The sequence below is a fragment of the Agromyces sp. Root1464 genome, from assembly GCF_001427265.1.
Taxonomy (GTDB): Bacteria; Actinomycetota; Actinomycetes; order Actinomycetales; family Microbacteriaceae; genus Agromyces; species Agromyces fucosus.
This window is the reverse complement of record NZ_LMFU01000002.1, coordinates 677,804-691,953: the sequence shown is the minus strand read 5'-3', so window position 1 is coordinate 691,953 and position 14,150 is coordinate 677,804. Positions and strand designations below refer to the sequence as shown.

Below are 14,150 nucleotides of genomic sequence, written 5' to 3'. Positions count from 1 at the left end.
GAGACACCGGACTTGCAGCCATCGGTTAGCGATCTCCCAGAAATCGTCGGTAGTCTGGAATGTCTGTGTCAGAGGCCGCCCAGGGCGGCAATGGAGGTTCCGTTCGTGCGCTTCGTCTTCGCAATCGTGGCGTTCATCGCCGCGGCCGTGATGATCGGGCTCGGCATCGCCCAGCGCACGGTCTTCCTCGAGCCCGACCGTGTCTCGATGTCCGCCGAGCTCTCGGGCGGCGAGGCCGACTTCATCGTCGTCGAGCCCGAGGCGCTGGCCGCACATCCGGGCAAGCAGACGATCACGGTGTCGGGATCCCCGAAGGCGTTCCTCTCCTACGGGCGCAGCTCCGACGTGGAGGCCTGGCTGGGCGACACTCCGTATGTCTCGGTCGGATACGACGAGGGGGCCGACGAGCTGACGAACGAGATCGTCGTCCCGAAGCCGGTCGACGATTCGACTCCCGTGGCCCCGACGACGCCGCCGACGACCGGGACCGAGGCCGACGCCGTCGCCCCCGAAGAGCCGTCACCCTCCGGTTCCGACCTCTGGCTCGACGAGTTCACCGACGACCTCGTGCTCACCACGACGATCGACGTCCCCGACGACATCGCCCTGCTGGTCAGTGCTGATGGCGGCGACGAGCTGCCCTCGCGCGTGAAGATCGACTGGCCGCTCGACAATGCGACGCCGTGGGCCGGCCCCCTGATCGTCGGCGGCGCGCTGGTGTTCCTCGTCGGCATCGCACTCGTGATCGCCGGGTTCATGAACCACCGGCGCATGCGCGGCCCCCGCCGGAACCTGCCGAAGGGCCCGCGCGGCAAGCTGCCGAGCGCTCCGAAGCCGGGTCGCACCCAGATCGGCGGCGGACGTCGCTCCATCGGCCGGGCGAAGCGCGTCGCCATCGTCCCGTTGCTCGTCATCCCGGCGCTGGCGCTCTCCGCATGCTCGGCCGACTACTGGCCGAACTTCGACCAGCAGGCGGCACCCGAGACCACGGCACCGGCGACGGCTCTGGCGACGCCCGTGCCGACCGATGAGCCCGATGAAGACACCCCGGTGACCCAGCCCGCGGTGACCGTGCCCCAGATGGAGCGCATCATGCGCCGCGTCGCGGTCTTCGCCACCGACGTCGACGCGTCACGCGACGCCACGGTCGCCGCCGAGCGCTTCACCGGCCCGGCACTCGAGGCGCGCACGGCCAACTACGCCATCCGCGGTTCCCTCGCCGAGCACCCGCTTCCGACGCCGATCCCGGCTTCGCCGCTCACCCTGACGCTGCCGCAGCAGGCCACGGGTTGGCCCCGAACGGTGCTCACGATCGCCAAGAACTCGGATGACCCGACGATCGCTCCGAGCGCCCTCACGCTCGTGCAGCAGTCGCCGCGTGAGAACTACAAGATCCTCTACGCCATCTCCCTCGCACCCGACGCCGAGGTGCCCGAGGTCGCTCCCGCGTCGATCGGCGCGGCGCCGATCTCGCCCGAGTTCAAGGGGCTCGTGATGCCGACCGGTCAGGTGGCCGCTGCGTATGCCGACGTGCTGCTGAAGGGCGAGGCATCCGAGTTCTACCCGATGTTCGACGCCGAGGGCGACACCCTCATGCAGCAGCTCGGGCCGGCCGGGCAGAAGGCCATCAACGACGGCCTCCCGGCGACCGTCGACGCGAGCTACTCGAACGCGGTGGGTGACAGCCCCACGATCGCCCTCGCCACGAACGACGCCGGCGCGCTCGTGTCGGTCTCGATCGAGCAGACCGAGAACGTCGTCCCCAACGACGGCGGTACGATCGGATTCCAGCCCGGTCCCGCTGCGGCGCTCTCCGGGTTCACCGGCAAGAGCGCGAAGGGCGTGCAGCGCGTCATCGGCATCCAACTGCTGTTCTACGTTCCGGGCGTCGGCAACGAATCTGAGGACCAGATCCGTCTGCTCGGCTGGTCGGAGAGTCTCATCGGAGCTTCGGAGGTACCGTGACCAACCCGATTCCCCCTTCCGGCGCAGCGCTTCGCGGTGCCGTCGACCTCTCGGCGCTCGTGCAGCGTCAGGCGCAGAGCCCCGCGGGCGCACAGGGTGCGCACGCGGCATCCGGCCCGAGCGATCAGATCGTCTTCGAGACGGATGACGCAGCCTTCGGCTCCACGCTCGAACTCTCGCGCACGGTCCCGGTCATCGTGGCGCTGTGGGCGACCTGGAGCGAGCCGTCCAAGGCCCTCCTCGCGACGCTCGAACGCCTCGTCCGTGCTCGCGCGGGTCGACTCGTGCTCGCGGCGGCCGACGCCGATCGCAGCCCGCAGCTCGTGCAGGCCTTCCAGGCCCAGGCCATCCCGACGATCGTCGCCGTGGTCGCCGGTCAGCCCGTGCCGCTGTTCACGGGCGAGCAGCCCGACGAGGTCATCGACCAGGTGTTCGACCAACTGCTCGAGCTCGCCGGCCAGCACGGAGTGACCGGCAGCATCGAGACCGGTGAGCCCGGTGCCGCCGAAGACGGTGCTCCGGCGGAACCCGTCGAGCCGCCGCTTCCGCCGCTGCACCAAGAGGCGTACGACGCGATCGAGCGAGGCGACTTCGCCGCCGCGTCATCCGCGTACCGCACGGCGATCGCGCAGGACCCTCGCGATTCGCTCGCCGTCGCCGGTCTCGCCCAGGCGAACCTGCTCGGACGGCTGCACGGCAAGACGCTGGATGAGATCCGCAACGCCGCCGCTGCCGCCCCGAAGGACCTCGACGCGCAGCTCGACGTCGCCGACCTCGACCTCTCGGGCGGCCACGTCGACGACGCGTTCGATCGACTGCTGACGATGTTCCCCGAGCTCGACGCCGACGGCAAGAAGCTCGTGCGCGAGCGCATCGTCGAGCTCTTCGAGGTCGTCGGCACCGACGACCCGCGGGTCGCCGTGGCACGGCGACGCCTCACGACGCTGCTGTACTGACGCGCCCGACCGGTCAGTCGGTCGTCTCGAGCGCGAACCAGACCACCCCGAGCGGCGGCAGCGTGAACGACGCCGATGCCGGCCGCCCCGCCCACGGCGCCTCGATCGCATCGACCCCGCCGAGATTGCCGACCCCTGAGCCGCCGAACTCCGCGGCATCCGAGTTCATGACCTCGCGCCAGCGCCCGGCGCTCGGCAGGCCGAGACGGAAGCCCTCGTGCGGCACCCCCGAGAAGTTCACGACGCAGAGGAGCGGTCGTCGCTCGCGGTCGTACCGGAGGAACGCGATGACGTTCTCGGCTGCCGCGCCGCCCTCGATCCACTCGAACCCCGCGGCGTCGTCGTCGAGCTGCCAGAGCGCCGGCGTGGCACGGTAGCCTCGGTTCAGCGCTCCGACGAACTCGGCGAGCTGCCGGTGGCTCGGCTGGTCGAGGATCCACCAGTCGAGGCCGCGCTCCTCGCTCCACTCGGAGAGCTGGCCGAACTCCTGCCCCATGAAGAGCAGCTGCTTGCCCGGGTGCGCCCACATGAAGGCGAGGTAGGCGCGCACGTTCGCGAGCTGCTGCCAGTGATCGCCGGGCATCTTGCGTACGAGCGAACCCTTTCCGTGCACGACCTCGTCGTGGCTGATCGGCAGCACGAAGTGCTCGCTGAACGCGTAGAGGAACGAGAACGTGAGGTCGTGGTGGTGGTGCGAGCGGTACATCGGGTCGTTCTGGATGTACTGCAGCGAGTCGTGCATCCAGCCCATGTTCCACTTGTAGCCGAACCCCAGGCCGCCGCTCTCGGTGGGGGCGGTGACGCCCGGCCAGCTCGTGGACTCCTCGGCGATCATGACGATGCCGGGATTGCGCTTGTAGGCGGTCGCGGTCGTCTCCTGGAGGAAGGCGATCGCCTCGAGGTTCTCACGGCCGCCGTGCACGTTCGGCAGCCATTCGCCCTCGGCCCTCGAGTAGTCGAGGTAGAGCATCGAGGCGACCGCGTCGACCCGCAGCCCGTCGACGTGCATCTCCTCGAACCAGAAGAGGGCGTTGGCGACGAGGAAGTTGCGCACCCGCGGGTTGCCGTAGTCGAAGACGTAGGTGCCCCAGTCGAGCTGCTCGCCGCGGCGCGGGTCGGCGTGCTCGTAGAGCGGCTGCCCGTCGAAGCGGGCGAGCGCCCATTCGTCTTTCGGGAAGTGCCCGGGCACCCAGTCCATGATCACGCCGATGCCCGCCTGGTGCAGCCGGTCGATGAGGTACTTCAGGTCATCGGGGGAGCCGAACCGCGAGGTGGCGGCGTAGTAGCCCGTCACCTGGTAGCCCCATGAGCCGCCGAACGGATGCTCCGCGAGCGGCATGAACTCGACGTGCGTGTAGCCCAGCCACTCGAGGTATTCGATGAGCTCGTCGGCGACGTCGCGGTAGCCCTTGCCGGGGCGCCACGAGCCGAGGTGCAGCTCGTAGATGCTCATGGGCAGCGCGTGCAGGTCGGCGGCGGCACGGCGGGACATCCATTCGCCGTCGGCCCAGCCGTGCGTGCTCACGGAGACCACCGATCCGGTGGCGGGGGCGATCTCGGCCTGCTGGGCCATCGGGTCGGACTTCATGATCCAGTCGCCGGCGGCCGTGAGGAGCTCGAACTTGTAGACCGCGCCGGGCTCGACGTCGGGGATGAAGAGCTCCCAGACGCCGGTCGGGCCCATGCTGCGCATCGCGTGCCCCGTGCCGTCCCAGCGGTTGAACGCTCCCACCACGCGGGCTGCGGACGCGCGCGGCGCCCACACGGTGAACGCGGTGCCGCTCACGCTGCCGGAGACGCCCCAGTGCTCGCGGTAGTGTGCGCCGAGCACGCGCCAGAGCTCCTCGTGCCGGCCCTCGCCGATGAGGTGCAGGTCGAGCTCGCCGATCGTCGGCGCGAAGCGATACGGGTCGTCGCTCGTCCACTCCGAACGGTCGGCGTAGCGGGCGCGCACCCGGTAGTCGCGCGGGCCGAACATGCCGGCCCCCGCCCAGATGCCGTGACCGATGTGCTCGAGCGCGATCTCGCCTCCGTCGGCGAACACCGCGGCGACCGACTCGGCGAGTGGCCGTCGCGTGCGGATCGCCGTGAGCGGCCCTTCGAGGTGCGGCTCCTCGAAGCCGTGCTGGCCGAGCACCGAGTGCGGGTCGTGGTGGCGCCCCTCGGCGACGGCGGCGAGCACCTCGTCGGCGATGACGGGAGCGGCGAGCGGTTCAGGCATCCGTGACCCTTCTCACGTGCAGGATGTGCGCGGGCCGCGTGAAGGCGTCGAGCCGCACGTAGTTGTCGGCGCCCCACTCCCACCGTTCACCGGTGACGAGTTCGTCGACCTCGAAGCGGGCGCCGGGCGGGAGGCCGAGCGCCTCGAGGTCGAGGTGCACGGTCGTCTCCCGCACCGAGTGCGGGTCGACGTTCGCGACCACGATGATCGTGTCGTCGGCGCCGTGCCCGTTGCCGTTGCCGGTGAAGCGGCCCTCGAGGTGCTTCGAGTAGACGAGCACCGAGTCGTCGTCGCTCGCGTGGAAGCGGATGTTGCGGAGCTGGCCGAGCGCCGGGTGCTCGGCGCGGATGCGGTTGAGGATGCCGAGGTAGAGGGCGAGTGAGCGACCCTCGCGCTCGGCGGCCGCGAAGTCGCGAGGCTTGTACTCGTACTTCTCGTTGTCGATCGCCTCTTCGGCGCCGGGGCGGGCGACCGACTCGAAGTGCTCGAAGCCCGCGTACACGCCCCACAGCGGCGCGGCCGTCGCGGCGATGGTCGCGCGCACGGTGAACGCGGCCGGGCCGCCGAACTGGAGGTACTCGGTGAGGATGTCGGGGGTGTTGACGAAGAGGTTCGGCCGCATGAAGTCGGCGGTCTCCTGCGACACGCTCGTCAGGAACTCCTCGAGCTCGGCCTTCGTGTTCCGCCAGGTGAAGTACGAATACGACTGCTGGAAGCCGACCATCGCGAGGGCCTGCATCATCGCCGGCCGGGTGAAGGCCTCGGCGAGGAACACGACGCCCGAGTCATCCGCGTTCACCGCTGCGATCAGCCGCTCCCAGAACGCGAGGGGCTTCGTGTGCGGGTTGTCGACGCGGAAGATGCGCACGCCCTGCTTCATCCAGTGCCGGACGACCCGCAGCACCTCGGCGAAGATGCCCTCGGGGTCGTCGTCGAAGTTCACCGGGTAGATGTCCTGGTACTTCTTCGGCGGGTTCTCGGCGTAGCGGATCGTGCCGTCGGGCAGCTGCGTGAACCAGTCGGGGTGCTCCGTCACCCACGGGTGGTCGGGCGCGGCCTGCAGGGCGAGGTCGAGGGCGACCTCGATGCCGAGTGCGGCGGCCCGTCGCACGAACGCGCGGAAGTCGGCGAGCGTGCCGAGATCGGGGTGCACGGCGTCGTGACCGCCGGGGGAGCCGTCGGCGAGCGGTCCGCCGATGGCCCAGGGGGAGCCGGGGTCGTGCGGTCCGGGATCGAGGGTGTTGTTGCGCCCCTTGCGGTTGGTGACCCCGATCGGATGGATCGGCGGCAGGTAGACGACGTCGAAGCCCATTGCGGCGACCCCGTCGAGGCGTCTTGCCGCGGTGCGGAAGGTGCCCGACTTCCACGAGCCGTCCTTCAGCTGCTTCGCGCCCTCGGACCGCGGGAAGAACTCGTACCAGGCGCCGACGCCTGATCGGCGTCGTTCGACGAGGATCGAGTGCTCGGGGGAGTCCGTCGAGAGCCGCGCGAGGGGCCGCACGTCGAACTCGGCGAGGGCCGGGTCGTCGATGAGCGGGCGGCGAGCGGCGACGGATGCCGCGCCATCGCGCAGCCCGGCGGCGAGCGTCGACAACCGTTTGCGTGCCGCGAGCGGCCGGGCCTTCTCGGCGACGGCCCGGTCGAGCAGGCGGGCGCCGAGCTCGAACATGAGCTCGGCGTCGACCCCTGCGTCGACCTTGAGCGCGGCGTCGTGCCGCCACGTCGCGACCTCGTCGTCGAACCCCGTCACGTGCCAGTGCCACTCGCCGACCTGGTCGAGGAGTACCTCGACCTCCCAGCGATCGGTGCCGGCCGCCAGCGGAGACATCCGCTCGCGTCGCACCTGCCCTGACGGGCTCGTGATGACGAGCATCGCGCCCACCTGATCGTGCCCCTCGCGGAACACGGTCGCGCGGAACGGCACCACCTCGCCCTCGAACGCCTTGGGGCGCCAACGCGCATCGGGCACAGCGGGAGTCAGCCGGGTCACTGGGATCCGGCCGGCGAGCACGGGGGCGGTCGTCACGTTTCGACCGTAGCGCGTCTCAACCGGATCGCACTCGCGAACGCGGCCGGATCGTCATGGCCGGGCCGGATCTGTTGACGGCAGGTCTCGGCGTGGATACCGTCAGCGCATGGTGCCAGGGCGAGACCGATGATCACCGCCGAGACGCTCCGCGGCATCCCGATCTTCGCGCCGGTGCCCGAGGCGACGCTCGACGAACTCGCGCGCGCGGTCGAGGACATCCGCCTCATGCCCGGCGAGTACTTCGCGCACGAGGGCGACGAGCGGGCGCTCTTCATCGTCGTCGAGGGCGGTGCCGAGATCACCAAGGTGATCAACGGCGAGGAGCGGGTGATCGGCCGCCGCAAGCCGGGACAGTTCTTCGGCGAGGTGCCGATGACGCTGAGCACGCCGTTCCCCGCGAGTGGTCGGGCAGCGGATGCCGCGGAGGGCGCGCGCATCATCAAGCTCGACGTCACGGTCTACTACACGCTCGCAGCGGCGGCGCCGTCGATCCCCGCCCGCGTCGCGGGCCTCGCTCGTCGCTACCTCGATTCGCTGCAGGAGATGGCAGCCGAGCGGCTCGAGACCGACGTGCGGGTCATCGGGCCCCGATCGGATGCCCGAACCCATGAGGTCACCGGCTTCCTCATCCGCAACCAGGTCGCGTTCGAGCGCACGACCCTCGACGATCCGGTGCCCGGGGAGCGGTACCCGATCCTCGAGCACGGGGGCGCGCGTACGGTGGACCCCTCGTTGCGTGAGGTCGCAACAGCGGTCGGGCTCGACGTCGTGCCCGCGACATCCGACTACGACGTCGTCATCCTCGGTGCCGGGCCCGCGGGGCTCACCGCTGCCGTCAACGGCGCCGCGGAGGGACTGCGCACGGTCGTGATCGAGTCCGTCGCTCCGGGCGGGCAGGCCGGCACCTCGACGCGCATCGAGAACTACACCGGGTTCCCGTTCGGCATCTCGGGCGACGATCTCGCGAGCCGCGCCTTGAAGCAGGCGAAGCGGCTCGGCGCCGAGATCGTGGTGACCCGCACGGTGGAGTCGATCGTGCCGAGCGCCGAAGCCGCAGGGGTCGAGATCGTGCTCGACGGCGGCGACGTGCTGCGGGCGCCCGTGGTCATCATCGCGACCGGCGTGGCGTGGCGCTCGCTGCCGGTGCCGGGCATCGACCGCTTCCGCGGCAACGGCGTCTACTACGGCGCTGCCCGTAGCGACGCCTCGATCGCGCAGGGCGCCGACGTCTCCATCGTCGGCGCCGGCAACTCGGCCGGCCAGGCCGCGCTCTTCTTCGCACGCCATGCGCGATCGGTCACGATGCTCGTGCGCGGCGAGTCGCTCGAGTCCAGCATGTCGCGGTACCTCATCGACCAGATCGCCGCCAACGACGGCGTGCGGGTGCAGACCCGCAGCGAGATCGTCGGCCTGCACGGCGGATCGAGCCTCGACGCCATCGACGTCGCCGACCGAACCAGCGGGGAGACCGTGCGAACCGAGGCTGGGGTCGTGTTCGTCATGATCGGGGCGGACGCGGTGACCGAGTGGATGCCGTCGGAGGTCGTCCGCGACGCGCACGGGTTCATCCTCACCGGGGCAGACGCGGCAGCGAGCCCGCAGTGGGGTCTCGACCGCCGGCCGTTCGCGCTCGAGACGAGTACTCCGGGCGTGTTCGCGATCGGCGACGTGCGCTCGGGCTCGGTGAAGCGGGTTGCGGCCGGCGTCGGTGAGGGCGGCATGGCGGTCGCGTTCGTGCACCAGTACCTTGCACTCGCGTAGGCGGCGTTCACGCAACCGACATCTGCGGCTCCTAGGGTGGAACCGTGAAGCCGATTCGCAAGTTCACGGTCCGCGCGGTCATCCCTGCCGAGCTCGGTGCGCTCGAAGAGCTCGCCGCGAACCTCCGCTGGGCGTGGCACGAACCGACCCGCCGGCTGTTCCAGCACGTCGATCCAGAGCTCTGGCAGGCCTCCGATCATGACCCGGTCGCGTTCCTCGGTGAGGTCGCCCCTGCGAGACTCGCCGAGCTCGCGAGCGACCGCGGCTATGTCGAGTGGGCCGAGCATGAGCGAGCGGCGCTGCGCGAATACCTCGCCGAGCCCCGTTGGTTCCAGTCGCTCGGCGCCGAGACGCCGCGCACCATCGCGTACTTCTCGCCCGAGTTCGGCATCACCGCCGCGCTGCCGCAGTACTCCGGCGGGCTCGGCATCCTCGCGGGCGATCACCTGAAGGCGGCATCCGACCTCGGCGTGCCGATCGTGGGTGTCGGGCTCTTCTACAAGGCCGGCTACTTCTCGCAGTCGATCTCTCCAGACGGGTGGCAGCAGGAGCGCTACCCGGTGCTCGACCCCGACGGCCTGCCGCTCACGCTGCTGCGCGCACCCGACGGCGCGCCGGTGCAGGTGACCCTGGCCCTGCCCGACGACCGCTCGCTGCACGCGCGGGTGTGGAAGGCGGCAGTCGGCCGCATTCCGCTGCTGCTGCTCGACACCGACATCCCCACGAACTCCGACGAGCTGCGATCGGTGACCGACCGCCTCTACGGTGGCGGCGGCGAGCACCGCCTGCTGCAGGAGTTGCTGCTCGGCATCGGCGGCGCCCGTGCGATTCGCGCGTGGACGGAACTGAGCGGATGCCCCGCCCCCGACGTCTTCCACATGAACGAGGGCCACGCGGGCTTCCTCGGGCTCGAGCGCATCGCGACATACATCGGCGAAGGACTCACGTTCGCCGCCGCCCTGCAACTCGTGCGCGCCGGCACCGTCTTCACGACGCACACGCCCGTGCCTGCGGGCATCGACCGCTTCGACCGTGCCCTCGTCGAGCGGTACCTGTCGGGTTCGCTGTTGCCCGGCGTCGACCCGGCCGACACGCTCGCCCTCGGGGTGGAGCCCGGCGCCGACCCGGCGACGAGCGCGTTCAACATGGCGGTCATGGGCCTGCGGCTCGCCCAGCACGCGAACGGCGTCTCGAAGCTGCACGGCGAGGTGAGCCGGCGCATGTTCGGCGACCTCTGGCCCGGCTTCGACGCCGAGGAGGTGCCGATCACCTCGATCACGAACGGCGTGCACGCCCCGACGTGGACCGATCCCGCCCTGCTCGGCCTCGCCGAGACGCGGCTCGGCACGGGCGACACGGAGCACGCCGAGTGGCGCAGCCCCGCGCTCGCCGACGGCGAGTTCTGGACCGTCAAGCGCGCCATGCGCCAGCAGCTCGTCGACGACGCACGGCGTCGGCTCGCGGCATCCTGGCGTGAACAGCACTCTGGCGCCGAGCCGCCGAAGTGGGTGTCGCAGGTGCTCGACCCCGACACGCTCACGGTCGGCTTCGCCCGCCGGGTGCCGACCTATAAGCGGCTCACGCTCATGCTGCAGGATCCCGAGCGGCTGAAGGCGATCCTCACGAATCCCGAGCGCCCGGTGCAGTTCGTCATCGCGGGCAAGTCGCACCCAGCCGACGACGAGGGCAAGCGACTGATCCAGCAGCTCGTGCAGTTCGCCCAGCAGCCCGAGCTGCGGGAGCGCATCGTCTTCCTGCCCGACTACGACATGAACATGGCCGAGAAGCTCTACCCCGGCTGCGACGTGTGGCTGAACAACCCCCTGCGCCCGCTGGAGGCGTGCGGCACCTCGGGCATGAAGGCGGCGATGAACGGCGCCCTGAACCTCTCGATCCTCGACGGCTGGTGGGCGGAGTTCGCGGGCGACGACTTCGGATGGGTCATCCCCTCCGCCGATGCCGCGGGTGACGCGGGGGAGCGCGACGCTCTCGAGGCGGCCGCCCTCTACGACCTGCTCGAGCACCGGGTCGCGACGCGCTACTACGAGCGCGACGGCGACGGCGTTCCGGTCGAGTGGGTGCGCCGCGTGCGTGAGACCCTCGCGGTGCTCGCGCCCGACCTCGGCGCCGATCGAATGGTGCGCGAGTACGTCGAGCGCCTGTACCGTCCGGCGGCCGAGCACTTCGCGACCGTCGCGGCCGAGAGTGCTCGCGGTGCCCGTGAGCTCTCGAGCTGGGGTGCCCGGGTGCGTGCGGCATGGCCCGGCGTGCAGGTTGCACATGTCGAGTCGGGCGGCATCGACGCACCGCACGTCGGCGACGAGCTGCAGCTTCGCGCGGTCGTGCGGCTCGGCGAGCTGTCGCCCGACGACGTGCGGGTCGAGGTCGTCTACGGGCGCAGCCGTGCCGACGAGACGATCGACGCCGCCCAGCACGCCGAGCTCGAGGTCGCGGATGCCGCGGCGCAGCTCTCCGCGGGCGAGCACCTCTACACGGGATCCCTCGTGCTGGATCGCGCGGGCGCGTTCGGCTACACGGTGCGCGTGGTGCCGCGGCATCCGCTGCTGTTGTCGACGGCGGAGCTGGGGCTCGTCGCCGTCGCCGACTGAGCGTCAGCGCGTGCGGGCGATCGGCGCGTAGCGACCCGCGGTGACGGCGAGCAGGTCGTCGGGAGCGAGCTCGAGGTCGAGGCCGCGTCGCCCGCCCGAGACGTAGATCGTCTCGTGCAGGATCGCCGACTCGTCGAGCACCGTCGGCAGCCCCGTCTTCTGGCCGATCGGGCTGATGCCGCCGACGACGTAGCCCGTCTTACGCTCCGCCACGGCGGGGTCGGCCATCTCGGCGCGCTTGCCGCCGAGCGCGGCGGCGAGCGCCTTCAGGTCGAGCTGCATCGCCACGGGCACGATGCCGACCGCGAGTGCGCCGTCGACGCTCGCGAGCAGCGTCTTGAAGACGCGGTCAGGGTCGAGGCCGAGCTTCTCGGCGGCTTCGAGGCCGTAGGCGGCGGCGCGCGGGTCGTGGTCGTAGCCGAGTGCGGTGAAGGCGATGCCCGCCCGGCTGAGGGCGACGGTCGCGGGCGTGCCCGCGGAGGCATCCGCTCGCTTGGCCATCAGGCTGCGCCCTCAGCGCGGAACAGTCGCATCGACTGGGCGCCGACGGTGATCGTGGCCCCGGGTGCGAGCGGAGCAGCGGCAGGCGCCGACGGCGCCTCGTCGGCGGAATCCCAGAGCAGGGTGTACCCGCTCACCTCGTCATGCCGCGGCAACACGACCTCGGTGTCGGCCTCATGGGCGTGCACGACGAGGAGGATGCGGTTCGGCGCCTCGGTCTCGGGGGTCGACGCGGCGAGGAACTGCAGGGTGCGCTCGGCGGGGGAGTTCCAGTCGTCGATGCCCATCGTCTCGCCCTCGGCGTTGAACCAGTCCATCTGCGAGGCACTCGGCACCGTCTCGCCGAGGCGTCCGAAGCGGATGGGGCGCAGCGCCGGGTTCTCGGCGCGCAGCCGCATCAGGTGGCGCGCGGTCTCGAGCAGCGCGGGAGCGAAGCGGGGACGGTCGGACGCCTCCCACGCGAGCCAGGTGAGCGGGGAGTCGTGGCAGTACGCGTTGTTGTTGCCGCGCTGGCTGCGGCCGAACTCGTCGCCCGCCGTGATCATCGGCACGCCTGCCGAGAGCAGCAGCGTGCCGAGCAGGTTCCGGATGCTCCGGCGCCGCGCGGCCCGCACGACCGGGTCGGCCGCCTCGCCCTCGACGCCGTGGTTGTACGAGTTGTTGGAGTCGGTGCCGTCGCGATTCTGCTCGCCGTTGCCCTGGTTGTGCTTGACGTCGTAGGCGGTCAGGTCGGCGAGCGTGAACCCGTCGTGGGCTGTCACGAAGTTGAGGCTCGCGAGGGGCCCGCGCTCGCCGGAGAAGGTGTTCGACGAGCCCGCGAGGCGCGTGGCGAACCGGCCGATGCCGCTGCCGGCCGAGCCGGTCTCGCGCTCGCGCCGCAGGTCGCCGAGCCAGAAGTCCCGCATGCGGTCGCGGTAGCGGTCGTTCCACTCGGTGAAGCCGTTCGGGAAGTTTCCGGTCTGCCAGCCGCCGGGACCGACGTCCCACGGCTCGGCGATGAGCTTCGACGCGCCGATCACCGGGTCGTCGAGCATGGCGCGCAGCAGCGGATGATCGGGCGTGAACGTCTCGCGCTCGTCGCGGCCGAGCGTGGCGGCGAGGTCGAGGCGGAACCCGTCGACCTGCAGCTCGTCGGCGAAGTAGCGCATCGAGTCGAGCACGAGTCGCTGCGGCGCCTCGCCCGCGAAGTCGAGGCTGTTGCCGCAGCCGGTGGTGTCGACGTAGCGGCCGTGCGCGTCGTGCCGGTAGTACGACGCGTTGTCGATGCCGCGGAACGAGGAGGTCGGCCCTTCCCGGCCCTCTTCGGCGGTGTGGTTGTAGACGACGTCGAGCACGACCTCGAGGCCGGCCTCGTGCAGGCGCCGCACCATGCCGGCGAACTCGCGTCGCACGGCGGCGGCCCCCTCGGCGCGAGCCGCCGCGCTCGCGTACGGCGAGTGGGCGGCGAAGAACGCGAGCGTGTTGTAACCCCAGTAGTTGATCTTGCCCTGGCGCACGAGGCGATCCTCCGACACGAAGGCGTGCACCGGCAGCAGCTCGACGGTCGTGATGCCGAGGTTCACGAGGTAGTCGAGCGAGGCATCGTGCGCGAGGCCCGCGTAGGTGCCGCGCAGGGGCTCGGGCACGGCGGGATTCAGCTTCGAGAAGCCGCGCACATGCGTCTCGTAGACGACCGTGCGGTCGAGCGGCACGCGGGGCTTGGCCGAATCGCCCCACTCGAAGCCCGTCGCGGTGAGCGGCTCGAGGGCGATGCCGCGCCACGAGCCGTCGTCGGCGCGCACGAGACCGCGGGCGTAGGGGTCGAGCAGGGTGTGCACGGGATTGAACGCGTGCTCGACGCCCGCGGGACCATCGACGCGCAGGCCGTAGTGGGCGCCGGGGCGGAGCTCGGCCGACTCGCCCTGCCACACGCCGTGCTCATCGCGCACGAGGGGCGTGCGCGCGATCGCCCAGTCGAGGTCGTCGGCGTCGAACACGACGAGGTCGACGGATGTCGCGTGCTGCGACCAGACCCGGGCGACACCGCCGTCGGCGCCCGCGCGCACACCGAGATCGTGCAGGGGATCGCGCTCAGGCATGCGATCTACAGTAGTTCGTGGAGGCGAGAC

General features: G+C 71.0%; 8 protein-coding genes. 4 read left to right on the top strand and 4 right to left on the bottom strand.

The window, feature by feature from the left end; translation table 11 throughout:
* Positions 1 to 105 precede the first annotated feature (105 nt).
* Positions 106 to 1,965, top strand: a complete 1,860-nt coding sequence (locus ASD23_RS09020; protein WP_147305617.1) for a hypothetical protein — start codon at positions 106 to 108, stop codon at positions 1,963 to 1,965.
* Entirely contained in the window at positions 1,962 to 2,921 is a 960-nt protein-coding gene (locus ASD23_RS09015; RefSeq protein WP_056009520.1) for a tetratricopeptide repeat protein, read from the top strand. Before ASD23_RS09020 ends, ASD23_RS09015 begins: the two co-directional genes overlap by 4 nt.
* A 13-nt stretch (positions 2,922 to 2,934) precedes the next feature.
* Here the strand turns inward: ASD23_RS09015 and glgB are convergent, their stop codons facing one another.
* Positions 2,935 to 5,142, bottom strand: coding sequence for a 1,4-alpha-glucan branching protein GlgB (glgB, locus tag ASD23_RS09010; RefSeq protein WP_056009516.1), 2,208 nt, complete (start codon positions 5,140 to 5,142; stop codon positions 2,935 to 2,937).
* Positions 5,135 to 7,168, bottom strand: a complete 2,034-nt coding sequence (locus ASD23_RS09005; RefSeq protein WP_082571324.1) for an alpha-1,4-glucan--maltose-1-phosphate maltosyltransferase — start codon at positions 7,166 to 7,168, stop codon at positions 5,135 to 5,137. Before ASD23_RS09005 ends, glgB begins: the two co-directional genes overlap by 8 nt.
* A gap of 129 nt (positions 7,169 to 7,297) precedes the next feature.
* On the opposite strand from ASD23_RS09005, the gene ASD23_RS09000 reads away from it, so the two are divergent.
* On the top strand, positions 7,298 to 8,932 hold the full coding sequence (locus tag ASD23_RS09000; RefSeq protein ID WP_056009514.1) for an FAD-dependent oxidoreductase: 1,635 nt from the start codon (positions 7,298 to 7,300) through the stop codon (positions 8,930 to 8,932).
* A 44-nt stretch (positions 8,933 to 8,976) separates the two neighbouring features.
* Positions 8,977 to 11,541 carry an alpha-glucan family phosphorylase gene (glgP, locus tag ASD23_RS08995; protein WP_056009512.1) on the top strand — a complete coding sequence of 855 codons (2,565 nt, stop codon included), beginning with the start codon at positions 8,977 to 8,979 and terminating at the stop codon, positions 11,539 to 11,541.
* 3 nt (positions 11,542 to 11,544) lie between these two features.
* On the opposite strand, the gene ybaK is transcribed toward glgP, so the two are convergent.
* Complete coding sequence (ybaK, locus tag ASD23_RS08990) at positions 11,545 to 12,042, bottom strand: Cys-tRNA(Pro) deacylase (RefSeq protein ID WP_056009510.1); 498 nt, start codon at positions 12,040 to 12,042, stop codon at positions 11,545 to 11,547.
* Positions 12,042 to 14,120: a glycogen debranching protein GlgX gene (glgX, locus tag ASD23_RS08985; RefSeq protein ID WP_056009508.1), complete on the bottom strand. Its 2,079-nt coding sequence runs from the start codon at positions 14,118 to 14,120 to the stop codon at positions 12,042 to 12,044. Before glgX ends, ybaK begins: the two co-directional genes overlap by 1 nt.
* Between the last annotated feature and the right edge of the window lie 30 nt (positions 14,121 to 14,150).

What these genes read in the sequence shown, in the direction of transcription:
- glgB (WP_056009516.1), bottom strand. Translation starts at nt 5,142, where the DNA reads ATGCCTGAACCGCTCGCCGCTCCCGTCATCGCCGACGAGGTGCTCGCC.
- ASD23_RS09000 (WP_056009514.1), top strand. Translation starts at nt 7,298, where the DNA reads ATGATCACCGCCGAGACGCTCCGCGGCATCCCGATCTTCGCGCCGGTG.
- ybaK (WP_056009510.1), bottom strand. Translation starts at nt 12,042, where the DNA reads ATGGCCAAGCGAGCGGATGCCTCCGCGGGCACGCCCGCGACCGTCGCC.
- glgX (WP_056009508.1), bottom strand. Translation starts at nt 14,120, where the DNA reads ATGCCTGAGCGCGATCCCCTGCACGATCTCGGTGTGCGCGCGGGCGCC.